At 62.2% G+C, this 23,014-nt stretch carries 18 protein-coding genes and 1 pseudogene; 4 read left to right on the top strand and 15 right to left on the bottom strand.

The window, feature by feature from the left end; translation table 11 throughout:
• Positions 1-817: 817 nt before the first annotated feature.
• The 6 genes from O8W32_00595 to O8W32_00570 all read right to left on the bottom strand — a co-directional run bounded on the left by O8W32_00595 (position 818) and on the right by O8W32_00570 (position 7,488).
• Positions 818-1,657, bottom strand: coding sequence for a hypothetical protein (locus tag O8W32_00595; protein WII09344.1), 840 nt, complete (start codon positions 1,655-1,657; stop codon positions 818-820).
• Between the two features lie 72 nt (positions 1,658-1,729).
• Positions 1,730-2,521 (bottom strand): hypothetical protein, encoded by a 792-nt coding sequence (locus tag O8W32_00590; GenBank protein WII09343.1) that lies wholly within the window; start codon positions 2,519-2,521, stop codon positions 1,730-1,732.
• Between the two features lie 25 nt (positions 2,522-2,546).
• A complete protein-coding gene (locus O8W32_00585) occupies positions 2,547-3,620 on the bottom strand; it encodes an AbrB/MazE/SpoVT family DNA-binding domain-containing protein (protein WII09342.1) in 1,074 nt (357 codons plus the stop codon).
• A 9-nt stretch (positions 3,621-3,629) separates the two neighbouring features.
• Positions 3,630-4,385, bottom strand: coding sequence for a phosphate ABC transporter ATP-binding protein PstB (pstB, locus tag O8W32_00580; protein WII09341.1), 756 nt, complete (start codon positions 4,383-4,385; stop codon positions 3,630-3,632).
• Between the two features lie 14 nt (positions 4,386-4,399).
• Positions 4,400-6,574: a phosphate ABC transporter permease subunit PstC gene (gene pstC / locus O8W32_00575; GenBank protein WII09340.1), complete on the bottom strand. Its 2,175-nt coding sequence runs from the start codon at positions 6,572-6,574 to the stop codon at positions 4,400-4,402.
• Positions 6,575-6,588: 14 nt separating this feature from the next.
• Entirely contained in the window at positions 6,589-7,488 is a 900-nt protein-coding gene (locus O8W32_00570) for an extracellular solute-binding protein (protein ID WII09339.1), read from the bottom strand.
• A gap of 465 nt (positions 7,489-7,953) precedes the next feature.
• Here O8W32_00570 and O8W32_00565 point away from each other — a divergent pair, with 465 nt between their 5' ends.
• The 3 genes and pseudogenes from O8W32_00565 to O8W32_00555 all read left to right on the top strand — a co-directional run bounded on the left by O8W32_00565 (position 7,954) and on the right by O8W32_00555 (position 9,860).
• Positions 7,954-8,925: a recombinase family protein gene (locus tag O8W32_00565; protein WII09338.1), complete on the top strand. Its 972-nt coding sequence runs from the start codon at positions 7,954-7,956 to the stop codon at positions 8,923-8,925.
• Positions 8,811-9,116 (top strand): annotated as a pseudogene (locus tag O8W32_00560) (recombinase family protein). The gene O8W32_00565 and the pseudogene O8W32_00560 overlap by 115 nt, the downstream one beginning before the upstream one ends.
• Positions 9,117-9,317: 201 nt before the next feature.
• The gene (locus O8W32_00555) at positions 9,318-9,860 is read left to right on the top strand and encodes a recombinase family protein (GenBank protein ID WII10057.1); all 543 of its coding nucleotides are present in this window, start codon (positions 9,318-9,320) and stop codon (positions 9,858-9,860) included.
• On the opposite strand, the gene O8W32_00550 is transcribed toward O8W32_00555, so the two are convergent.
• The 4 genes from O8W32_00550 to O8W32_00535 form a co-directional block, all read right to left on the bottom strand.
• Positions 9,861-10,355, bottom strand: coding sequence for a hypothetical protein (locus O8W32_00550; protein WII09337.1), 495 nt, complete (start codon positions 10,353-10,355; stop codon positions 9,861-9,863). It lies immediately after the preceding gene.
• Between the two features lie 75 nt (positions 10,356-10,430).
• Positions 10,431-11,645 (bottom strand): ISL3 family transposase, encoded by a 1,215-nt coding sequence (locus tag O8W32_00545; GenBank protein ID WII09336.1) that lies wholly within the window; start codon positions 11,643-11,645, stop codon positions 10,431-10,433.
• Positions 11,646-11,930: 285 nt separating this feature from the next.
• On the bottom strand, positions 11,931-13,580 hold the full coding sequence (gene thsA / locus O8W32_00540; GenBank protein ID WII09335.1) for a thermosome subunit alpha: 1,650 nt from the start codon (positions 13,578-13,580) through the stop codon (positions 11,931-11,933).
• A gap of 54 nt (positions 13,581-13,634) precedes the next feature.
• The gene (locus O8W32_00535) at positions 13,635-14,486 is read right to left on the bottom strand and encodes a radical SAM protein (protein ID WII09334.1); all 852 of its coding nucleotides are present in this window, start codon (positions 14,484-14,486) and stop codon (positions 13,635-13,637) included.
• Between the two features lie 74 nt (positions 14,487-14,560).
• Here O8W32_00535 and O8W32_00530 point away from each other — a divergent pair, with 74 nt between their 5' ends.
• Positions 14,561-14,977, top strand: coding sequence for a hypothetical protein (locus tag O8W32_00530; GenBank protein ID WII09333.1), 417 nt, complete (start codon positions 14,561-14,563; stop codon positions 14,975-14,977).
• Between the two features lie 424 nt (positions 14,978-15,401).
• On the opposite strand, the gene O8W32_00525 is transcribed toward O8W32_00530, so the two are convergent.
• From O8W32_00525 to hisD, 5 genes are all read right to left on the bottom strand, one after another.
• Positions 15,402-16,184, bottom strand: a complete 783-nt coding sequence (locus O8W32_00525; GenBank protein ID WII09332.1) for a protein-ADP-ribose hydrolase — start codon at positions 16,182-16,184, stop codon at positions 15,402-15,404.
• Between the two features lie 66 nt (positions 16,185-16,250).
• Entirely contained in the window at positions 16,251-17,615 is a 1,365-nt protein-coding gene (locus tag O8W32_00520; GenBank protein WII09331.1) for an Nre family DNA repair protein, read from the bottom strand.
• A 311-nt stretch (positions 17,616-17,926) separates the two neighbouring features.
• A complete protein-coding gene (locus O8W32_00515; protein WII09330.1) occupies positions 17,927-19,483 on the bottom strand; it encodes a Ppx/GppA phosphatase family protein in 1,557 nt (518 codons plus the stop codon).
• Between the two features lie 19 nt (positions 19,484-19,502).
• On the bottom strand, positions 19,503-21,599 hold the full coding sequence (ppk1, locus tag O8W32_00510) for a polyphosphate kinase 1 (GenBank protein ID WII09329.1): 2,097 nt from the start codon (positions 21,597-21,599) through the stop codon (positions 19,503-19,505).
• A 2-nt stretch (positions 21,600-21,601) separates the two neighbouring features.
• Complete coding sequence (gene hisD / locus O8W32_00505) at positions 21,602-22,888, bottom strand: histidinol dehydrogenase (protein ID WII09328.1); 1,287 nt, start codon at positions 22,886-22,888, stop codon at positions 21,602-21,604.
• Positions 22,889-23,014 lie beyond the last annotated feature (126 nt).

The following is a 23,014-nucleotide window of genomic DNA, read 5'->3' as shown; positions in this document are numbered from 1 at the left end:
AGGCGACGAACGCCTTCACAGCGCCGTCCATGTCACCCGCTGCTTTCTCCTTGCCCTCGGACGGCGCGGAGATCAGCGCCGACAGGGAATCGATGAGGGGGCGGGCCCCGCCCTCAGGCGGCCGGAAACCCTCCCGGCATTCATCGAAAATGTAGACATCCCTGTCCGGCATCCCGGAAATCTCCCTGTCGAACACATACCACAGGTCGGTGACCAGGGAGACTGAGTACCCGATGACGTCGCGTATCTCCGGGTCCCCCTCGGGGAACTTCCGGCCGAATCCTTCCAGGCATTGCTTCAGGTCATAGGAGCGCCCCTTGAGGAGGAATGTGATGGGGCGCAGGCCGAGCCTGCGGGAGGCCACGGTCATGGCAGCGATCCATGCCGAATAGAGGGATGCTCCCGCCCAGACCATAGGGTCGTTGATACCTTTGAGCCTCGACAGAGCATCGTTCACGGCCTCGAACGACAGGAAATGATGCTCCCGGTCGACCTTGGTCCAGAACAGAGCGTCGATATCGGTGAGCGGTTCCAGGTCCTCGGAGTCGAAGTCGCGGCCGGAGAGCAGCAGGTCGGCCTCCGCGGACTTGGCCCTGCCGTAAAGGGAGACCGCCTCATCGACGCGCGCTTCGGCGCAGAACCCCGACAGATGTGCCAGCGAATCGGCTAGACGCCCTTCTTCGATGCATGCGAGGAAATCCTCTGCCATCTTCCTCCTGTCAGCCATGTTATCGCCGGACGGTAAGGCGGACGGGTTATTGAAGATGACCTCTGTCCGGGCCTTCGGCGGGCGGCAGGCAGGGTGACTGAGCAGGGATCAATCCTCGCAGCGTTCCATCCAGGCGTCGTACTGCTTCTTGAGGTGCTTGCGCCTCTTGGGGGACAGCGTCTCGAGGGGTGCGTAGCATTCGGCAGCGAACTTCGCGAGCCTGCTGTCCATCTTGCCGGCGATCCTCGCCCTCGCCTCGTCCGAATCGGCTTCCAGGAGGGCGAACAGGGAGTTCTCCGCGCGGTAGTTCCTGCGGGCCCTGCCCTCGATCTCGTCCTGCTCCAGGCGGTCCGCCATGAACCTCTCGCGGCGCGTGTGGGACTTCCACTGGGCCTCGATGTACTCCGCGGCGATCTTCAGGTAGGACGCCCCGGTGACCAGGATGTCGTACATGTCGTCCATGCCCTCCTCGTCGTACTCCGATGCGAACCTCTCCCTGAACCTGGCGGCGAACTCGAAGATCATGTCTGAGCGGTTCCTGCACGCTTCGGCGCATCCCTGGACGCTCAGGAGCCCCAGGCCCATCTGGCTGTCGGTGACGCACACGGCATAGTAGAACACATTGTACCAGACCTCGGTGTCGTCGCAGGTCTTCAGCCCCTCGAAGGCATCGTTGACGGCCTCCATGGACAGGAAGTGCCTGCTGTCCGAGAAGTACCCGGAGAACACCGAGTCGGCGACGCATATCCAGGTGGCGGCCTCCCTGTCGAGGGCGCGGTGGGCCAGCAGGGCGGAGGCCAGGGCGCCGCGGAACTCCCTGTACGCCTCCTCGGCCTCCTCGGGGTCTGACACCTCGGTCAGCTCTATGATCCTCTCCACTGCTTTCTCGAAATCCCCCTCCGAAACAGCGGAGGCTGCTTTGGCCGCGAGCTTCTGAACGTTCGCCATGGTTTTCCCCCTTTCGAACTGTGATTCCCTTGCCAGTATGTTAATATGTTCCGGAACACGAACGGCTGCGGCTCAGGAACCGCCGTCCCCGGATATTATGCGCGAGATCTCGGCCTTCCTCCCGGGCGCCATCTCCCTCGACGGGCGGAAGAACTCATCGGAGAACCGCGCGATGTCCTCGGCGGCCCTGTCCCGCCCCGCCTCGGAATAGGCGTCCTCCTCCGCGTCGTAGACCGCATCCGCGAACGCGTTGCGGTCGCCTTCCCATACATCCGCCTCATAGACCTGCTCGGGCGACAGCCCCTCGAGGCCTTTCAGTATGGCCGAGGACAGCTGCTCCATGAGCCAGGCGGCGGAATCCGCGACGTGCGTCTCCCCCGCCGTCCAGAAACCGGCCCCCCGCAGCCTGATGATGTTCCTCACCGCTTCGGCGCGGGCCCCCATCCTCAGGGCATTAGACTCGGCGGTGCAGTCGCCGGCGATCAGCTGCTCGGCGCAGATCCTCTCCGCATAGGCGATGAGCGCCGCCGATAGGGCAGGATCGTCCGAGCGCCTGGCCCTTCCCAGGATGATATCGCAGACATCGTCCGAAGGGGCGAATCCGTCGGCCTCAGGGCCGAGGGCGTTCTCGAAAGAATAGTCCATGCCGACGAGCCCGCGGACCTGACCGTCGTCGAATGCCCGGGAAGGACGCGACAGCGCCCCGGCCGCGGCGGAAACCAAATCGCGGTATATATCCTCCGCGTCCCCGGGCCGGGAATCCAGATAGTCGTCCAAGGGCCCGCAGGCGTCCAGGAACAGGCCTTCCGAGATCATGCCGATGATTTCCGCCCATGGGCCGCGGCCCGTTCTGCTCCCGTCCATGGCCGGGCCATGTTCGAAGGGCGATTTAGATTGAGCGGCCCGCTTTACGATCGGCGCCGGCCTGCTCCATCGCTGTATCGAGCGAAAGCTCGGCGATGTCGGCGCAGTACTCCGCCAGGCGGCGGGAGCTCCCGGCGATCATGTCGACGTGGGTGTTGTCGATGCCGGCCTGCACGAAGGCCGCTGATATCTCCTTGGCCTCCGCGCCCGCTTCCCTGATGCATTTCTCGGCGGCGGCCGGGTCGCATTTCTCCCAGGCGTCGATGCAGGAATCCAGGAGGGCGATGAGCCCCTCGCTCCGCTCGGCCACCGCCGACAGGACCTTCCGATCGTCCTCTCCGGAGAGCATCGAGAGATGCGATGACATGAGGACGGCGTGGTCCCCCATCCTCTCTATGGTCTTGCTGAGGGTGACGCAGCCGGTGACCAGCCGGAGGTCCATGCCCAGGGAGGCGCTGATGTTGGCGTCCCTCAGGAGCATCCGGGACTGGCGCTGTATGAGCCAGTGGATGCGGTCGACCTCGGTGTCGCGGTCCGCCATCCCGTCCAGACGGCGGATGTCCATGTCGGAGGCCGTCTGGAAGAAGTCGGAGAGCATCCTCTTGACGAGCAGGTACTCGCGGCGGATGTTCTTCTGGGGCACGATCTCCCCGATGTCCATGAGGTCGCGCATGGATATGCGGCACTCGTCCTCCTCCACGATCTCCATGCCGATCGAGGTCTGGGTGAACTTCGATATCGATTCGAGCATCGTCCCCCTCAGGGGATTGGCGGAGCGCACGGAGATGTTGCGGAAGCCGGCGATGTAAGCGCCGATCAGCTGGCGGTAGAGGGCCAGCTGGTCCGGGACGCTGTCCGCGTCGATCTCAATGGCGCTCGAATCCTCCTTCTCGAGGACGTTCCCGAGCGAGAGCATAAGGCCGCCCCCGCTCTGGGGGATGATGGCGACGGGATCGTTCTTCTTCAGACCGACGGACTCCGCCCAGGTCTTGGGGAGGGTGATCATGAAGGACGACCCTCCGGTCACCTGCACCCTCCTTATGTCGACGTTCTTGTCGAAAGGATACTGATTGAGCATCTTCTCCACGCCGGTAGACATCTCGCGCCTTCATCCGAAGATGCCGGCGATGTAGCGCTCGGTCACCTCATTGGCAGGGTTCTCGAATATCTGCTTGGTCTCCCCGAACTCCATCATATGTCCCAGCTGCATGAAGCCGGTGTGGTCGCTGACCCTCCTGGCCTGTTGCATGTTGTGGGTGACGATGACGACGGTGTAATCCTTCTTGATCTCCTTCACGAGCTCCTCGATCTTGGCCGTGGCTATGGGGTCGAGGGCCGAGGTGGGCTCGTCCATGAGGACCACGTCCGGGTCGACGGCGAGGGCGCGGGCGATGCACAGCCTCTGCTGCTGGCCTCCGGAGAGCCCGAGGGCCGACCTCTTGAGGCGGTCGGAGACCTCGTCCCACAGGGCCGCCTGGCGGAGGGTGCGCTCGACGATCTCGTCCAGGTCGCCCTTCTTCCTGATGCCGTGGATCTTGGGGCCGTAGGTGATATTGTCCCAGATGCTCATCGGATAGGGGTTGGGCCTCTGGAAGATCATGCCGATCTTGGTGCGGATGTCGTTGACGTCCACGTCCGGGTCGTAGATGTTCTTGTCGTGGTAGGAGATTGACCCCTCTATCCGGCATCCGTCTATGAGGTCGTTCATACGGTTCATGCTGCGGAGCAGCGTGGATTTGCCGCATCCGGATGCCCCGATGAGCGCGGTGATCCCGTGCTCCTCGACGGGCATGTTGACGCCGAACACGGCCTGTTTGCTGCCGTAGTAGACGTCAAGGTTCTCGATGTCCATTATCGTCTTCATATGTTCACCTTCCCTCACTGATCTGCATTGGGGGCGGCCTGGGATATCGCTCCCGCAGGCTGCCCGGCGCCGGCCGCCGGCGCAGAGGTACCGGCCGTCCTCAGGACGGGCGCGGTGTCCTCTGTTCTCTCGATCTCCGCGGGCGCTGCCGCGGCGCGGTCCTTCTTCTTCCCGGTGCCCTTCCTGCCGGACCTCCCGCCTTCGGACGGGGGGTTCATCTTGTGCTCGCCGTACACCCTGACCCAGGATGCGATGAGGAACATGGACAGGACTACGGCCATGAGCACGAAGGCAGTGGCGTAGGTCATCGACGGGTCCGCGCGGCCCTCGGTCGCGAGGAAGTACAGGTGGTAGGGCAGCGCCATCACGGGGTTGGTGAGCGAGTAATCGGACACGGAGGACTGCACGACGACCGCCGTGAACATGATGGGCGCGGTCTCTCCCGAGGCACGGGCGAGACCGAGGATGGACCCGGTGACAATCCCGCAGATGGCCGCGGGCAGCACGACCTTGAAGGTCGTCTGCGCCTTGGTGGCGCCGAGCGCCCTGGAGGCCTCGCGGAGGTCGGCGGGGACCGCCAAGACCGCTTCCTGGGTGGTCCTGATGACCACGGGCAGGGTCATGATGCCGAGTGTCAGGCATCCGGCGACGAGGTTGTACCCGGTCGCTCCGATGACGGGCCCGAGGGTCGTGACGAAAACGACCATGCCGAACAGGCCGAAGACGACGGACGGGGTCCCGTTGAGGACGTCGACCGCGGTGGTGATCGCGGATGTGATCTTCCCGCGCCCGGCGTACTCCGCCAGGTAGACCCCGGCGAGGACTCCGACGGGGATGGCCACGAGGGCGGTCCCGGCGAGCAGCTCGAGGGTACCGATGATCGCGGGGTATATCCCTCCGCTCCTTCCTGCCCTGACCGGGTCTTCGGTGATGAAGTCGAGGCTCAGCGCGGGCAGGGCCTGGACGGCGATATAGACGATTATCACTACCAGGAGCAGGGCGAGGCCGTAGGTGACGACCGAGAGGCTCCCCAGCGAGAGCTTCTGCTTCATGTTCCTGTTGATGACGCGGTAAGAGTAGTTGTTGTAAAGGTAGATGACCGCGGCGGCGCAGGCCGCGGCGGCGATGGAGATCCCGTTGCTTGCGAACAGGGAGACGGCGCAGTACACGACGGCGGCGGCCACGACGAGGATGAAGAACTCCTTCGCGCGGTCCTTCTTGGCCTCGTCGAGGCTCTCCATGAAGGACCCGAAGCGACCGGGGACGTAATCCCCGGAGAACTTGCGCCTGGAGTAGCTGAGTATGCCTTTGACTGCGATGTTGATGACCAGCACGATCACCATGAGTATGAGCGCGAGGAAGAACAGCGCCGAATACCAGGTGCTGCCGACGACGACCTCCGGCATCTCGATGGCCAGAGTGGCGGTGAGCGTCCTGATCCCGGAGAAGACGTCCCAGGCGGGGTCGGGGAAGACCGCAGTGTTCCCGGTGACCATCATGACGGCCATGGTCTCTCCGATGGCCCTGCCGACGCCCAGGATGACGGCCGCGGATATGCCTGAGGAGGCCGCAGGTATGATGACATGCCTGATGGTCTCCCATTTGGTGGCCCCGACCGCCTGCGATGCCTCGCGGTAAGAGTTGGGGACGGCCCTGAGGGCGTCGTCCGAAACGGAAGTGACTGTAGGAAGCGCCATTATCCCCAGGACTATGGACCCGGCGAGCCAGGTGAGGCCCGAGGTGGTCTGGTCGGGGAACATGCTGTGGATGAAAGGAACGAGGATCAGCATTCCGAGCATACCGTACACGACGGAGGGGATGCCGGACATGACCTCGATGATGGGTTTGAGGAACCTCCTCTCGTTGCTGGAAGCGACCTCGGAGAGGTAGACGGCCGCGCCGATGCCCAGGGGGCAGGCTATGGCCATCGCGCCGGCGGTGACGAGGAGGGACCCGACGATGAGGGTGGCCGAGCCGTAGCTGTCGGCATACGGCCTCCACACATCGCCGGTAAGGAAATCGAGCACGCCGATGTCCCCGAAGGCGTCGGCACCTTCCCTGGCGATGAAGACTATGATCGCGATGACCGTCACGACGGCGATCAGGGCGACCACTGTCAGTATCGTCCGGCAGACGTTGTCCGAATCGATGATGCGCTTCCTCTGAAGCACATCAGCGTACTCAGTCATTGTTTAGCCTCTGATCACTCGAGGGCCTTCAGCGCGATGCCGAGGCTGACGTATCCGATAGAGTAGTCGGTGTTCTCGATGTGGCTCAGGAGAGCGTTGTTGCTCGAGAACTCGTTCATGCTCGAGGAAACCGAGGAGCTGCTGAATCCGCTGACCTTGCCGGCGAGGATCTCTTCGAAGGCGCCGCGGGTTCCGGAAGAGGACTCGCGTCCGCACAGGTCGATGTCCTTGTCGTCTCCGCCGAGCTGGCTCCAGTTGGTGATGGTCCCGTTGTAGATGGACGCGACCTGGGCAAGGGTGAGGGAGGAGACTCCGCTGACAGAGGAGTTGATGATGATGGCGATACCGTCCTTCCCGATGGAGGTGGCGGTGAGCTTTTCGGCCTCGGAGGACTTCAGGTCCCTGGAGAGCATGGCGATGTCGGCGTTGCCGGACATGGCGGCCGCGGCCCCGGTACCGGATCCGTTGGCGGTGATGTTGATGTTGACGTTGCTGTGGAGCGCCTCGTAGGCGGTCTCGACCTCCATCATGATGGGGTTGACGGTGGTCGATCCCTGGATGGTGATGGTGTAACTCTTGCTGTCATCGATGCTGCTGGTGTAAGCGGAAGCGTCGGAGTTGATGGCGATGTAGTCGTTCTCGACGACGATCGCCTGTCCCTCGGCACTGAGAACATAGTTGATGAGGTCCTGGACGGCAACAGAGGTGTCACCGCTCTGGCTGGTGGGCACTGCGAGGATGAGGTTCCTCTGGAGGACGTATGTGCCGTTGACAACATTGTCTTCGGTGGCCTCGACATCCTCGATGTCCGCAAGATAGAAGGGATCATCTTTGCTATCGTCTTTGGTAACAGCGTAGACGGCCACTGCCGCGACCACGATGATCGCGATAGCAGCTACGGCTACGATTTTCATTGTCTTTTCGTCCAAGGTTTTTGCACCTCGGATTCGATGATTAGACGATTTGAATATATATTATTTCGATGTATTATATATTATAATATATAGAATATATAATTATATGTAATTAATAGATATTATCATAAAAAATACATATCGCTACGAATACAGAAACTTTGCCGAATTTCTCATGTGGAATTCGTAACTTTGCTCTGCAATCCGTAACAAGCCTATAACGTCCGAATCCGTTATAAAATTTCCTCCAGACAGCAGTCCGGGCCCGATACTGGCTTCCGCAGGCGCGGAACAGGCCCGCCGCCCGATCGCGGATACGGAGCGCATAGGCGGGATCCGTCCCTCTATAGATAACAAAAGATGCCCATGGAATCCTCTATAGAGCCTGCCCCTCCGTACGGAGGCCGATGCGGGCAATCTGAAACCGTTTAATACTGGGGGGAGCGTTATGAAGAACGGGATAGGATGCAGTCGGAACAGCTCCGCGTAGCGCTGTACGTGAGAGTCTCGACAGAGGACCAGGCGAGAGAAGGATACTCCCTCGATGCGCAGACGAAGCGCCTGACGGCCATGTGCAAGGTCCGCGGGTGGACGATAGCCGATGTCTACCGCGACGAGGGATGCTCCGGGCGCAATACGGACCGTCCGGAGTACCGCCGCATGTTCTCGGAGATCGACAGATGGGATGCTCTCTTGGTCCTGAAGATGGACAGGATCCACAGGAACAGCGTCAACTTCGCGCGCATGATGGAGGTCCTGAACAAGAACGGGAAAGGCTTCATCTCGCTGAACGAGAAGTTCGATTCCACGACGGCCATGGGGCGCTTCGTCATGGACATCGTCCAGAGGATGGCCCAGCTGGAATCGGAGCAGATCGGGGAGAGGGTGAAGATCGGCATGGCCAAGAAGGCCAAGTCCACCGGGGAGCCCATGGGCTCCCCCGACCCCTACGGATACGAGTACTGCAGCGGGAAGCTGGTCGTGATCGAGTCCGAGGCGGAGGTCGTGCGCCGGATCTTCGATATGTACGGGAGCGGGATGAGCATGGAGGCCATCGCCTGCGAGCTCTCCGCGGAGCACATACCCACCAAGAAGGGAGGGGCATGGTGCAGGCAGACCGTCCGTTGCATACTCCGCAACCCCCTGTATGCCGGCTATCTGCGCTGGGACGGGATGGTCCGCCCGGGGACCCAGGCGGCCATAGTCTCGGAAGAGGCCTTCGAATCCGCCAACGGCCGCGGGACGCTATGCCGCCGAAGACCGCGGTATACTGCCGCGTATCGACCGAGGAACAGGCCCTCGAAGGCTATTCCATCGATGCTCAGAAGGAGATCCTGGAGAACTACTGCGTCGCGCAGGATTACGAGATCTGGGCAGTTTATGTGGACGACGGTTTCTCGGGGAGGAGCACCAACCGTCCAGCATACCGCAGGATGATGGAGGAGATCGACCGCTGGGACATCATGCTCGTCCTGAAGATGGACAGGATTCACAGGAACTCCCGGAACTTCATGAACATGATGGACACCCTCGGCAGGAAGCACAAGGAGTTCGTCTCCGCCACCGAGTCCCTGGACACCACCAACGCCATGGGGAGGTTCGTGATGGCGATGATCCAGAACATCGCCCAGCTGGAATCGGAGCAGATCGGGGAGAGGACATACATGGGCATGAGGCAGAAGGCCGAGACCATGTCCAACACCAGGGAGGCGTCCAGGACCATGGGCATGAACCCTCCGTACGGCTATGTGCTGGAGGACGGGCTCCTCAGGAGCGTCCCCGAGGAGCTGGCGCACGTCAGGGAGGTCTTCGCCTATTGCTCGGGAGGCATGTCCCAGGCGGCCGCAGCCGAAGCCCTCAACCGCGACGGGGTGCGCACGCGCAGGGGCAGCAGATGGACGGCGTACAGCATCGGGTCGATGGTCCACAATCCGATCTACGCCGGCTACATGAGATGGAACGGGGTGCTCTACAGGCATTACGCCGGAACAGCAGTCAGTCCCGCCGATTTCAACGAGCTCCAGAGGCTGGCGGCGTCGAGGGAGAGGGACCCGTCCAAGAAGAAGGACCGTCTGACGGTCCCCGAAGACGACTGGGGCACGGAAGAAGGGGCGGCCTCACCATTCGGAGAGGACGGATATCCACGTGAAAACGATTATGGCCACGACGGCCAAGGCGGCAACAGCCGAGATCAGCGATGCGACCGAACCGATGATGTTCCCGGAGCTTTTATCGGAATCACCGGCGGGTTTATCCGCCGCCTTCGCGGACCCTCCGACGATCGGGGACCCGCACGCGTTGCAGAACGACGATCCGTCGGGATTCTCCTTTCCGCATCTGGGACAATACATGCTATCGGAACCTCGCGATGATCAATACAGGGTGATATGTATTAGGACCTTATCCCCGTCGTGCAGCACCAAGGTCTTTTCGGCGATGTGGCTGTTGCCGTCTGAGTCCGTCCCGATCACAGTGAAACGTATAGTATCGCTGCTGCTGAACATGTTGAAATGATCGGTATATTCGGAGATGTTGTGCATCTCGTACTGGTCGTTCAGGGAGTCTCCGCTGCTGACCAGGTCGCCGTCGATGTAGATCTTTACATCCAGATCGGAGCCGCTGTCGTTGATGATGCTCCAATCGATGGAGGCCTCCTTGCAGCATGCGAAGGATATGCCCACCAGGACCGAGGACAGCAGGACCGTCGCGATGATGAAAGCGCTCAGCCTCCTCCTCTTCGGGATGGGGAATGAGAACGTGTGACGGTGATGATCGGCCGATGCGGTTCCGGGGCTGCCGGCGTGAACGTGGCCATATGCGACCACTGTCCCGTCAAGGAACACCCATCTGCCTTTACCTGCCGTCATTTGATTGAACAACGCGCACGCTCTTTAATTATTGGTTCTATAACATTTCGTGTGGAATCGGGCAGAGGAGCAGGCTCATAACGACCTGCAGCTGTCGCGGAAGAACACTATCCTTCCGAGACGCATCTCCTTCCCGTAACCTCTCGCCAATCCCTTGGACAGCTGCACCCTGCCGTTGAGGGATTCCTGGTAGCCGTTGTTGATGCCGGTCTCTATGGCCTTCAATATCCCTTCGAGATGCTTCTTCACGGTCTTGGCCAATGCTCTGAAACCCGCGGATCCTTCCTCTGCGGCCCACTGCGCCCATCTGACCAGATGGGCACGTGCCAGATCGATCTGCTCGTATGAGTAGTCGAACACCTGCCTGAGGGACTCCTTCATCTGATAGGATGTACCTACAAGCTCGTTGTCCTTGGTTATGTCCATGAGCTCATGCATCTCATCCGGACGGAGGTTCTCGGGGTTCTTCAGCAGCGCGTAACGGACGGATTTCCTCCTCTGGCCGTTGATCTGCGTCGATGCGCGGTCGCGGTCCAGATGCCTGTTGGCGATCTGGACCAGATGGAACGGGTCGTAGACCGGCTCGGCGTTGGGGAGATATTCTTTGGCGCCGGCGATGAACGCATCGCCGAAGTCCGTGGCGATCAGTTCGATGGCCCGCGGGTCGCCGTCATGTTCACAGAGCCAGACAGCGAATTCCCTGATGGTATCGGAATCCTTCCCCTTGGTTATGAACACGATATCCCCGGTATCGGCGTCGGTCACTGCCGTGATGTACTTATGGTGCTTCTTCGCCGCCGTCTCATCCACACGGATGCGCCTCAGTCCGGACAGGTCCATGGAATCGAGATGGCGGTCGACAACGGCCCCGACTATATCGTCCAGCACCTTCCAGGACACCTTGAGAAGCCTCGATGCCGCTGCAAGCGACATCTGTGCCATATGTTCGATGGCCGCCTCCATGAACCTCTTCGTATAGCTCACGCGCTGATCCGCCCAGGGTATGTCCGCCTGGGTTATCTTCCCGCACTTGGGACACATGCAGCGCGGTATCGCGGCATGGATGTAGCAGACGGTATCGTCCAGATTGGCATGTCTCCATACCCTGACCCTGGCGTCGTGGATCGAACGTCTGCATCCGCACTCCGGACATATTCCGGGGTCTCCGATGAAATCCATGTCGATGTGGGTGACCTTCACGTCATCCTCCACTCCTCCCCGGATCGCCGTTATTTTCCACTGATCGGTCTCCACCCCGAGGATGAATTTCATCGACTGCTCCAATGTCATCGGGGCGCATCCTTCGCCCTTCGGCGAAGGTGCCTTACAGCTCCTTTTGGCGCACACAGGTGCGTATGCGCATGATCGATTATGAGCCTGCTCCTCTGCCCGATTCCACACGAAATGTTATAGAACCTAATTATTTTATTGAGAAATGGCAGGAATTGCCGTTCACAGATCTGCTGGAATAGAAGCGAGACACGGGGCAGGAAGCCCCGCCGCGAACGGCATTCCCGGGCTGGAGTGAGAGTATGCAGGGGCCCCGCAGGGGGCCCCTTCAAAGGGTTTGGAGGTTCACATCATGCCGGGGGGCATTCCGCCCGCTCCCGGCATTCCGGCTCCGGCGCCCTGGGGAGGCGCGGGAGGCGCCTTCCTGGCGGCGATGACATCGTCGATCCTGAGGATCATGTTGGCGGCCTCGGTCGCAGAGTTGACGGCCTGGGTCTTGACCCTGAGGGGCTCGATGACGTTCTTCTTCTTCATGTCGGTGGGCTCGCCGGTGTCGAGGTCGATGCCGTAGTAGGCACCGTTCTTGTTGTTCTCGTGGGCCGACTTCATCTTGATGATGACGTCGATGGGGTCGAGACCGGCGTTCTCGGCAAGGGTCCAGGGGATGATCTCCATGGCCTTGGCGAACTTCTCGATGGCGAGCTGCTCCCTTCCGCCGACGGAGGCGGCGTACTTCTGCAGCCTGATGCCGAGCTCGATCTCGGGCGCGCCGGCTCCGGCGACGACCTTTCCGTCCTCAAGGGTGATGCCGACGGTCCTGATGGCGTCCTGCAGGGCGCGCTCGACCTCTTCGATCACATGCTCGGTCCCGCCCTTCACCATGATGGTGACGGCCTTGGGGTCCTTGCATCCGGTGATGAACGACATGCCGTCCTCGCCGATCTTCTTCTCCTCGACCTGCTCGGCGGTACCGAGGTCCTTGGCGGTGAGCTCGTCGACAGCGCCGCAGATGTTGGCGCCGGTGGCCTTGGCGATGGCCTCGATGTCGGACTCCTTGAGCCTCCTGTAGCCCATGATGCCGTATTTCGCGAGGTAGTGCTGCACGAGCTCGTCCATGGCCTTGGAGGTGTAGACGACGTTGGCTCCGACCTCTTTGAGGTGGTCAGCCATGGCCTTCATGCCGGCCTCTTCCTCGGCGAGGAAGTCGTTCATCTTGTTGGGGTCGGTGATCTGGATCTGCGCATCGATCTCGGTCTTCTTGACCTCGAGGCCGCAGTTGAAGAGCGCGATCTTGGCGTTCTTCATGATCTTGGGCATCCTGGAGTGGACGAGCTCCTTGTCGATGACGACTCCCTGGACCAGGTAGGTGTCGGCGATGACTCCTCCGACCTTCTTGGTGATGCGGATGTTCTTGGTGTCGACGCGGCCGTTCTCATCGGCGACGAACTTGGACGCTTTCACGACGAGGTTCGCGAGGTGGTCCTTGTCGGAGTCGTCTCCGACGTCCTTCCCGGTGAGGGAGGTGTCCGCGACGGTCTTGAGCATCTTGTCATTCTTGGCGTCGATGGCGATCTCGTTGAGGATCTTGATGGCCTCGGCGGCCGCCATGTTGTATCCGTTGGTGATGACGGTGGGGTGGACGTTGGCGTTGATGAGCTCCTCGGACTGCTTGAGAAGCTCTCCGGCGAGGACGACGGAGGTGGTGGTGCCGTCGCCGCACTCGGTGTCCTGGGTCTTTGCGACCTCGACGAGCATCTTGGCAGCGGGGTGCTGAACATCGAGCTCTTTCAGGATGGTGACTCCGTCGTTGGTGATGACGACGTCCCCGATGGTGTTGACGAGCATCTTGTCCATTCCCTTGGGTCCGAGGGTGGACCTTACAGAATCGGCCACTGCTTTGGCGGCGTCGATGTTGTTGAACTGCGCCTCCTTGTCTTTCCTTCTCTGGGTTCCTTCTTTCAGTACGATGATAGGCTGGTTGCTGTTTCCGTACATGTGAACTCTCCGTTTGCTGGATATCGGTTATTTTATTCTTCTATAAAAATACATCTATGTAACCCCCGGTTGATAACACGGGGATCGGCGGGAGCGCTGGAAGGCGTCGCTGACGGAGATGCCGCGGGCCTCCAGCCCGTCCCTTATCTTCCCGAGGGCCGCAGGGGAGCCGGACACGCCCATCCTGGCCAGGCGGGCGGAGAGCTCAGTCCTGGGATTGAGGCGGTCCAGCACCGCCTCCTTCGCCCCGGCGGCGGCCACTGCATCGCAGAACTCCTCCTCCTGACCCTCCAGGCGGTCCAGGACGGGGCCTATGAGCGCATAGACGCGGATGCCGGCGTCGGAGAGCCTTTTTATCGCCCTCAGGCGGGCCTCCGGCATAGGAGCCCCCGGTTCGAGGATCTTCGAGCCCCTCTCGTCCAGTCCGGTGACCGTCACCCCGACGATGCACTTCATCCCGGAGAGCAGGTCGGTGTCCCTGAGGACCAGGTCGGATTTGGTGTGCACATGGACAGGGAACCTCCTGGCGCTCAGGACCTCGAGGCATCTCCTCGTCAGCATGAACCTCGCCTCCGCCCCCTGGTACGGATCGGTGACCGTGCCGATCCCCACCGTTCCGCTGAGCCCCGGGAGCTCGGCGGCCAGGCGGTCCGCTATGTTGACCCTCACCCTGACCACCCTCCAGGTGTCCCAGGGCGAATGGGTGACCTCGGGGGCGTAGCAGTAGACGCAGCCGTGCTCGCAGCCCCCGTAGGGGTTGAGCGCGTAGTCTATCCCGGGGAGCCCGGAGGGCGAGAGGGCGCGCCTGCAGGTCACCGTCTCGTAGACGCCGTCCCACCTGTCCCTGTTCTGGAACTCCGGCAGGCGGGTGCCGCCTCCGTCCTCCGTCCCGAACCAATCCTTCACGCCTCTCCCATGGGAGGCACGGTAAATGGTATTTCCGTCGCTCCGATGCGAGGACGTCGCGGAGGACCGCACCGATGTCGGCGTTCAGGATGATGGACCTCTCCTCGATCCCCTTCCCGGTGTACGCCTCCCCGAGGTTCACGCAGGAGTATACCGCATTGCTGTTGTCCGCGGCCATCTTCAGGAACGGGATCTTGATTATCCCGGGCGTGTTCCCGCCGACGCCCAGTTCCATGAAGAGGACGCGCCTGCCGTCGGTCCTGTCTAGGAATTCACGATATCTGCCGGATGCCTCGTACCACCCTCTGTCCTGCACGAACCTGCCGTCGACGCGGAGATTGGGGACCATCCGCCTCCCGCATCTGGGACAGCGGGGGATGAGCTCCGAGGGTATGCGCATGTCCTTCTGCTCGGCGGCCATCCTGCGCACGGCGGCCTCGTCATCGTACGTCTCCTGCGTGCAGGGGACGCTGCACTGGAAGAGCCCATAGTCGCCCTGGGTGTAGAACAGCCTCTTCTTATCGAAACCGGCCAGCTGGAACTGGTGGTCCACATTGGTGGTCAGGACGAAGTAGTCCCTGCCTTTCACCAGTTCCAGGAGGTCGGTGTACGGCTTCCCGGGAGCGGTGTCGTAACGGTTGATGCAAATGAAGCGGCTCCACCAGGCCCAGTACTCCTCCTGCGTCGGGAACGGGTAGAACCCGCCGCTGTACATGTCGCGGATGCCGTACTTGGCCCTGAAATCCGAGAAGTTATCTTCGAAGCGTTTCCCTCCGTAGTCGAACCCGGCGGAAGCCGAGAGGCCGGCACCTCCGCCGATGACGACGGCGTCCGAGTTTTCCAGGGCGCTGCGGAGCCTCTCTATCTTCCTCCTGTACCCCTCGGGGCTGTCCTTCTCCTCGAGCTCGGTCAGCATCATCGCTTCCCTGCCCCCAGAAGGCCGCGGTAGATCTCCAGGTCCGTGCCCTTGAAGACGCAGAAGATCACCTCGATCCCGCTCCCTGTATCTTCCTTGTATGCCCTGACGGTGTCCACGGCGATCTCGGCCGCCCTCCTGTTGGGGAAGCGGAACACGCCGGTCGAGATGCAGCAGAACGCTATGCTCCCGGCCGAATGAGCGTCAGCAAGCTCCAGGCATGAGCGGTAGCACGATGCCAGGAGGCGCTCGTCCTCGGGGGAGACCGATCCCCGGATCATAGGCCCGACCGTATGGATGACGTACCTGCACGGCAGATTGTACGCCCTTGTGATCTCGGCCTGCCCGACAGGCTCGCCGGCAGGCTTCCCGGACATCAGCCGGGCGCACTCCAGCCTCAGCTGCACGCCGGCATAGGTGTGGATGCAGTTGTCGATGCAGGCGTGGCAGGGCACATAGCAGCCGGTCATCCCGCTGTTGGCGGCGTTCACTATGGCTCCGCAGCACAGGCGGGTGATGTCCCCCTGCCAAAGGTAAAGGTCCCCGCAGACCGGGCGGAGGTCCGCGATGTCCGTGATGCCGGCTTCCTCTATCTCATTGCGCAGGTACTCGTCCTGGACTTCCAGGAAGTCCCCGTCCGCGGCCCCCGGGGGGCGGATGTTCATCAGCGACCTGAGCAGGCGCTTCTGCTCATCTTCGCCTTCTGGGACAGCGGCACCGCCCTCTCCTGCTTCGGCGAGCAGCCTCTTGATAAGATATATTCTCCTCTGAGCCTGGTCCATTCTTCGTCGGGCATCATGATGCTCTTCGGGGTTTATATCCGGAGAAGTAACCGCCCCGCAACATACTTACCCGGAAGTGACCGCCCGTCGATCAGGTCCCAGGTCGGTCTTGCTCTTCCCGTAGTAGTCCTCGATCCTCCTCTGCCTCAGGAAGTCCGTGAGCACATCCGAGTTCCTGATCCACACCCTCCTGGGTATGTCCATGACCGAGCAGAGGTATCCCAGGGCGCCGTCGAGGCTGTCGAAGCGGTGCGGCTCCTGCTTCAGGGCCATGCGTACGTTCTCCCTCACGTTCCACACGCCCACGGGCATCACGTAACCGGGATGGGCCTCCCTGCAGATGACCGCGCCTGCAGTGCGGTGCTCCCTCTCCAGCAGCTCGTTCACCGCCATCCTCGAAGCGTAGTAGCATCCGCCGATGTGCGCGTACTCCCACCTGCTGTCGAAGAACTCGGAATCGTGTATTATCTCGACGCCCCTGCCGAACATATCGTTGTCCCCGATGCCCGAGGGGATGCTCGACCTGGCCGGGTTCCAGGCGGTGTCCGGGTACCATGCCTCGATCAGCTCGAAGCGCCAGGTGGTCGGGAGCATGATGATGCACCACCTGTTATCCAGCTGCTCGAAATGGTAGACCCGGTAGTCGTCGATGGTCGGGTACCAGCGCGTGCGCGACAGGTAGTCCTTCCCGATGATGTCGTCCACGGCCGTGATGCTCCATCTGGTGGGAACGAAGCGGCGGTTCTTCTGGACCCCCAGCGTCCCCGCCGAAAACGCCTTCTGGATCTCGGAGATGAGGGTGCCGTTGTAATAGGCCTCCAGCACCGCCGACTTGGCGTTCTCGTCGGTGTCGTAGTAGCCCTTCTCCAGGTTCCGCTCCCATTTCCCGTTGGATTTGCTGAAGCTCTCCATCTTCGCCGACGGGCCGAAGGGCTGGATCTCGTCATCGAGGACGATCCTCCCGTGGGGGCGCTCGGAGAACTTGGCCTCCACGGAGACCGGGTCCTTGGTCAGCGACAGCTCCTGGACGGTCAGGACGTCCTTCCCCCATTTGCTCTGATCCTTCGCGTCGATGGTGAACTTGCCCCTGACGAGCCCGTCCCTCATGCTCACCACATCGTCGATGGACTTCCCCATCCACATCTCAGGGGTGTCCATGACCTTGGTGTCGCCGAACTCCCCGGGGAGGAGGGGGCCGATGGCCACCTTCGGATAACCGTAGCGGCCGATGAAGACGCCCGGGGGGCTGCTCCCGGCCAGGTCCTTGGACGAGGTGATGGGGCGCGATCTCTGGCGGGAGTAGAACTTGATCATCAGGGGGCAGCGTTCCTTGCCGCAGAGCATGTGGGCGCCCTTGCATATGACGCAGAGGCCGGACTTCACGGAGCCTGCGCCCTCCTCCTTCACCATCTCGTCGAAGAAACCGCCCATGCCCTCGCATACTGCAATGCGGATGATAAAAGATGCCATCCCAGCGGATGATCGTGCATCATGATGCCTGCATGCTGGGGAAGATCGCCGGGCCGACGGCTGTTCGGATTTCATCGAGCCGAACTGATGATCGTTCTTCCGACGGCCGACCTGCATCATGCCCGGGAACATCCGGAACGCAGCGCATGCCGGAAAGAGAGCATGGCCGCGGAACGGAGCAGAGAAAAAGCAAAGCCCGGGACAACCTGGCTTTCGCCAAGTGCAAGGGGGCTGTCCCGAACTTATGGTTCCGAGATGGCCTTTCTGATATTTTAACTCCTGTCCGAAAGCGGCGCCCGGGCGCCGGAACGGCCGTCCGCCGGCGGGGAAGGTCGGTGCGCAGGCTCCCTTATGTCCACGACCCGCAGCTTCCTGTCGAAGACGTTGGAGAACTCGTCCCTGATGGTCTTGAGCTTCCACAGCTGCATGCTGATGTCGCGGGTGCACATCAGGCGCATCACGACGCTCGCTCCCACCGGGGAGACCTCGATCGACTCCACGGAACGGTCCCTGCTCCTGTCCAGGATGTCCGCCATGCGCAGGACCAGGGCGCATTCCCTCAGGGGACCGGCCTCATCGGGCTCGAGGCCGGCGAAGTACTTCGACGAGGGGCCCGGGACGGAGCTGTGGTGGAACCTGGCCATGAGCGCCATGAGCAGGAGCTCGTGCTCGTCGAACCCCGGCAGGAAGGAGTTCTTTATTATCGTGAAGGAGTGCGCCGCGTGCCTCTCGTAGCTGATGAACTCCCCCACGTCATGGAGCTCCGCCGCATATCCCAGGAGCTCGCGGAAGCGGGAATCGCCCGCGATGATCCCCTTCTCCGCCATCTGGTCGTAGATGGCGAGGGAATACCTCCTGACCGCATCGGCATGGCGCCTGTCGCATCCGCAGCGGGAGACGAGGCCGTTCACCGACGAGCCGCGCAGGTCGAAGTCCGACTGCCCGTGCTCGAGCAGGTACTCCGTGCGCATGCCCTCCCTGAGGCCGTTCTTGGAGACCTCCATCTTCTGTATGCCGAAGAGGAACATCAGCTCCTCGACGACGGCCCCGCCGCCCACGATGATGTCGGCGCGGTTCGCCGTCATCTTGGGGAGCTTCAGCCTCTCCCCGACGTCGCGGGAGCAGACGTCCTTCATCAGGGACGACAGCTCGGTGTAGGTGAAGTACGATCCGTCCCTGTCCCCCCTGAGGGAACCGCACATCTCTCCGATGGCCATGATGGTCCCGGAAGAGCCGACGGCCCGGTCGAAGCCCATGTCCCTGACCCTCCCGACGCTGCGATAGGACGCGGTGTCCACGATCCTCCTGAGAGCGTCGTACTGCCTGGAGGTGACCTTGCCGCTCTGGTCTATGCCGGAGCCGTAGGCCAGCCTGACCGCTCCGAGGCTCAGGGAATCGAGGTACACGCCCCCTTTCCCGTCGCCCAGGGAGATCTCCGTGCTCCCGCCGCCCACATCGATGCAGAGCGTCCGGCAGTCCGAGTCCGGCCCGAGGACGCCCAGGCGGATGAGCCTCGCCTCCTCCAGGCCGGGGATCACATGCAGGTCCACGCCCTCGCTCTTGATGGCGTGCACCAGCTCCTGCCGGTTGGACGCCTCCCTGGCCGCGCAGGTGGCCATGGCGACGATCTCGGACGCCCCGTACTCCCTGGCGACCCCGACGAAGTTCCTGATGACGATCCTGGTCTTCTCCAGGGTCTCGGCGTCGATGGCGCCCTGCGCGTACAGGCTCTGGCCCATGCGCACGGTCTCCTTGTCCTGGTAGACGGTCGTCCCCAGGGAGCCGTCGTAGAAGCGGACCACCAGCATGTGCACCGAGTTGGTGCCCACGTCGATGAAGCCGACCGTCTTATCCGTGCCAGACCCCCTTGTTCTCGAGGAACCATTCCTGGCACCTCATCCTCTCCTGCCCGGGCTTCGGCCTGCGCAGGACGTACGTCCCGTCCTGCCTGAGGACGCGGGACTTGACGTTGTCCTCCAGCGTCGGCTTCAGGATGCGGTCGCGGATGAGGATCATCATCTCCTTGTCCAGGACCGGGAACAGGACCTCCACCCTGGCTATGAGGTTCCTGGGCATCATGTCGGAGGAGCCCATGTACATCTTGGGGTCCCCGCCGTTGAGGAAGTAGTAGATCCTCTCGTGCTCCAGGAACCTGTCCACGATGCTGGTCACCGTTATGTTGTCGGATACTCCCTTCACGCCCGGGCGGAGGCAGCACAGGCCGCGGATGTTTAGGTCGATCTTCACGCCGGCCATCGAGGCCCGGTAGAGCTCGGCGATGATGTCGCTGTCGATCAGCCCGTTGGCCTTCATGGCGATGTACGCCTTCCCGCCGGCCCTCATGTTCTCCGCCTCGTTCCTGATCATCTCGATGAGGGTCGATTTGAGGGTGAGGGGGGCGACCAGGAGATGCCTGTACTTCCTGGGCCCGAAGTACCCGGTCAGGGCGTTGAAGAGCTCCCCGACGTCCTCGCCTATCTCCTGGTTGGCCGTGAAGAACGAGATGTCGGCGTACTGCTTCGCGGTGTTGGCGTTGTAGTTCCCCGAGCTCATGTGGGTGTAGCGGACCAGGTGGTCCTTCTCGAGCCTGACCACCTGCAGGAGCTTGGAATGCACCTTGAGGTTGACCGGCCCGTAGACCACGTGGACGCCGATCTTCTCGAGCTCCCTGGCCAGGGCGATGTTGTTGACCTCGTCGAACTTGGCGCGCAGCTCCATGAGGACGGAGACGGCCTTGCCCTTCTCCTTGGCGCGCATCAGCTGCCTGATGATCTCGGAGTTCTTCCCCAGGCGGTACAGGCAGATCTTGATCGACTGCACGTTGGGGTCGTCGGCGGATTCCCTGAGGAACCTGATGACGGTCTCGAACGTCTCGTAGGGATGGAAGATGATCCAGTCCTTCTGCCTGATGACGTCGAACATGCTGGCGGATTCCGCGATCTCCTGGGGGACCGAGCCGGTGAACGGCTTGTACTTCAGCCCCGGGAGGTTCAGGCCGGCGATGTCCCAGAGGTCGGTGAACAGCATCCCCTTGTCGGATGCCCTGGTCACCTGGCTGTCCCTGAGCTTCAGGTTCTTGGCGAACACGGACACGAGGTCGGTGGGCATGGACTCCTCGACGACCATCCTCACCGGGAACCCGATGTCCCTGGAATCGAGGGCGTTCTCGACGGCGCTCATCAGGTCCACCGCCTCGTCGACGGTGACCTTGACGTCCGCGTTCCTGGTGATGCGGAACTTGTACGCCCCGAGGACCTCGAGGCCCGGGAAGAGGGCCCCGATGTTGTCCTTGATGATGTTCTCGAGGAGGACGAACTGCTTGGTCGACCCGCCGGAGGGCACCTTGACGAACCTGGGGAGGATGCCCACCGGCACCTTGACCCTGGCGTAGAGCACCTCGCCGTCCTCCTTGCGGAGCTTGACGGCGATGTTCAGCGAGTTGTTGGATATGAACGGGAACGGATGGGAGATGTCGAGGGCGAGGGGGGTCAGGAGGGGATGAACCCTCTCCGAGTAGTAGTCGTCGATCCACATCTTCTGCTTCGCGTCGACGGCGGAGATGGAGAGGATGCTGATGCCCTCCTTCGCCAGCGGGGCCTCGAGCTTGGCCCAGGCGTTCTCATATCCGTCGATGAGCTCAGCCGCCCGGGAGTTGATGTCGCGGATGAGCGCGCCCTCATCGTCGTAGGCGTCGGGGCCGATGTTGATGAGGCGGTCGACCTCCGCCCCCAGCAGCCCCGGCATGCGGATCATGAAGAACTCGTCCATGTTCCCGTAGCATATCGCCAGGAACTTGACGCGCTCCAGCAGGGGGACGCCCGGGTCCATGGCCTCCTGCAGGCATCTCCTGTTGAACTCGAGCCAGGAGATCTCCCTGTTGATGTAGAGCGACCTGTCGTAGAGGTCTATCTCCTTGGCGGGCTTGGAGGCGGCCGTCTTCGGCATCCTCAGACCTTCCTGGCCCTGACCGACTGCCCGTGGGCGTGCAGGCCCTCCTCGGCGGAGAGCGTCATGATGGTGGGCGCCAGGGAGGCCAGGCCTTCCTTGGTGAGCATCTGCACGGTGGATGTCTTCCTGAACATCTGCACGGTCAGCCCGGAGCATACCGAGGCGTACCCGCTGGTCGGGAGCACGTGGTTGGTACCGGACGCGTAGTCGCCGGCGGCGATGGGGGTGTAGGGCCCGACGAAGATGGAGCCGGCGTTCCTGACCTTGGAGAGGACGTCCATGGGGTCGCGGACCTCGATGCACAGGTGCTCGGGGGCCACGCCGTTCATGGTCTCGACGGCGAGGTCCATGTCCTTGCAGACGATGTAGCCGGAGTTCTCCATCGCCTTGGCGATGATGTCCCTGCGCGGCTCCTTCTCGAGCTGCCTGACCATGCACTTCCAGACCTTATCGGGCAGTTCCGGGTCGTCGGTCACGAGGACGAAGGCGGAGGACGGGCCGTGCTCGCCCTGGGCCACCAGGTCGGCGGCCACGTACTCGGGCACGGCGGAGGAGTCGGCCAGGACGGCAGCCTCGCTGGGGCCGGCCGGGAAGTCGATGCCCACCTCGGCCTGCAGGAGTATCTTGGCCTCGGTGACGAACCTGTTCCCGGGTCCGACGATCTTCTGGACCTTCTCGATGCTCTCGGTTCCGACGGCCATGGCCGCGATGGCCTGGGCGCCGCCGACGGTGTAGATCTCGTCGCATCCCGCGATGTCCAGGGCGACGAGGACGGCGGGCTTGACCGGGGCTGGGGTGCAGCAGACGACCTCGTCGACGCCCGCGGTCTTGGCGGCGACCACGGTCATGAGGGCGGTGCTGGGATAGCTGGCGAGCCCTCCGGGGATGTAGCATCCCACCCTCTCCAGGGGGGTGCTCTTGATGCCCAGGGTGATCCCGGGCTCGACCTCGGTCTGCCAGTAGTCGGGAGGGACCTGGAGCTTGTGGAACCTCTCGATGTTGAAGGCGGCGTTCTCGAGCTCGTCGACGGTCTTCTGGTCGACCTTGTCGTAGGCGGCCTCGATCTCCTCGCGGGAGACCGCGAAATCCTTGATGTCCTGCTTATCGAACTTCAGGGTGTACTCGCGGAGCGCCTTGTCGCCGTTCTCGCGGACGTTCCTGATGATCTCCTCGACGGTGTCCTTGACCTCGTCGGTCTTGGACATGCGGTTGGCGATCCAGTACTCCTCGGTGATCGGCTTCCATTTCTCGGGCTGCTTCCAGGAGCCCCCGTCCTCGTTTGCCATGCTGACGCCTATGGCCCGCTATTTAATATAATTACCCAGCAGCGTACGCGCGTACGCGGGCCCTGAGGCCCCGTCTGCTGTCCCGGCGGAACCGGGAACCGGATGTGCCAGCATCCGGATACGTAC

Source organism: Methanomassiliicoccales archaeon LGM-DZ1 (assembly GCA_030168595.1).
Lineage (GTDB): Archaea > Thermoplasmatota > Thermoplasmata > Methanomassiliicoccales > Methanomethylophilaceae > Methanomethylophilus.
The sequence above is the reverse complement of the archived record's forward strand: the minus strand, read 5'-3'. Positions and strand labels throughout refer to the sequence as shown.

Coding starts and splice junctions, on each gene's coding strand:
- O8W32_00595 (WII09344.1), bottom strand. CDS start 1,657: ATGGCGAACGTTCAGAAGCTCGCGGCCAAAGCAGCCTCCGCTGTTTCG.
- O8W32_00590 (WII09343.1), bottom strand. CDS start 2,521: ATGGACGGGAGCAGAACGGGCCGCGGCCCATGGGCGGAAATCATCGGC.
- O8W32_00585 (WII09342.1), bottom strand. CDS start 3,620: ATGTCTACCGGCGTGGAGAAGATGCTCAATCAGTATCCTTTCGACAAG.
- pstB (WII09341.1), bottom strand. CDS start 4,385: ATGAAGACGATAATGGACATCGAGAACCTTGACGTCTACTACGGCAGC.
- pstC (WII09340.1), bottom strand. CDS start 6,574: ATGACTGAGTACGCTGATGTGCTTCAGAGGAAGCGCATCATCGATTCG.
- O8W32_00570 (WII09339.1), bottom strand. CDS start 7,488: ATGAAAATCGTAGCCGTAGCTGCTATCGCGATCATCGTGGTCGCGGCA.
- O8W32_00565 (WII09338.1), top strand. CDS start 7,954: ATGCAGTCGGAACAGCTCCGCGTAGCGCTGTACGTGAGAGTCTCGACA.
- O8W32_00555 (WII10057.1), top strand. CDS start 9,318: ATGTCCCAGGCGGCCGCAGCCGAAGCCCTCAACCGCGACGGGGTGCGC.
- O8W32_00550 (WII09337.1), bottom strand. CDS start 10,355: ATGACGGCAGGTAAAGGCAGATGGGTGTTCCTTGACGGGACAGTGGTC.
- O8W32_00545 (WII09336.1), bottom strand. CDS start 11,645: ATGACATTGGAGCAGTCGATGAAATTCATCCTCGGGGTGGAGACCGAT.
- thsA (WII09335.1), bottom strand. CDS start 13,580: ATGTACGGAAACAGCAACCAGCCTATCATCGTACTGAAAGAAGGAACC.
- O8W32_00530 (WII09333.1), top strand. CDS start 14,561: ATGTCGGCGTTCAGGATGATGGACCTCTCCTCGATCCCCTTCCCGGTG.
- O8W32_00525 (WII09332.1), bottom strand. CDS start 16,184: ATGGACCAGGCTCAGAGGAGAATATATCTTATCAAGAGGCTGCTCGCC.
- O8W32_00520 (WII09331.1), bottom strand. CDS start 17,615: ATGGGCGGTTTCTTCGACGAGATGGTGAAGGAGGAGGGCGCAGGCTCC.
- ppk1 (WII09329.1), bottom strand. CDS start 21,599: ATGCCGAAGACGGCCGCCTCCAAGCCCGCCAAGGAGATAGACCTCTAC.
- hisD (WII09328.1), bottom strand. CDS start 22,888: ATGGCAAACGAGGACGGGGGCTCCTGGAAGCAGCCCGAGAAATGGAAG.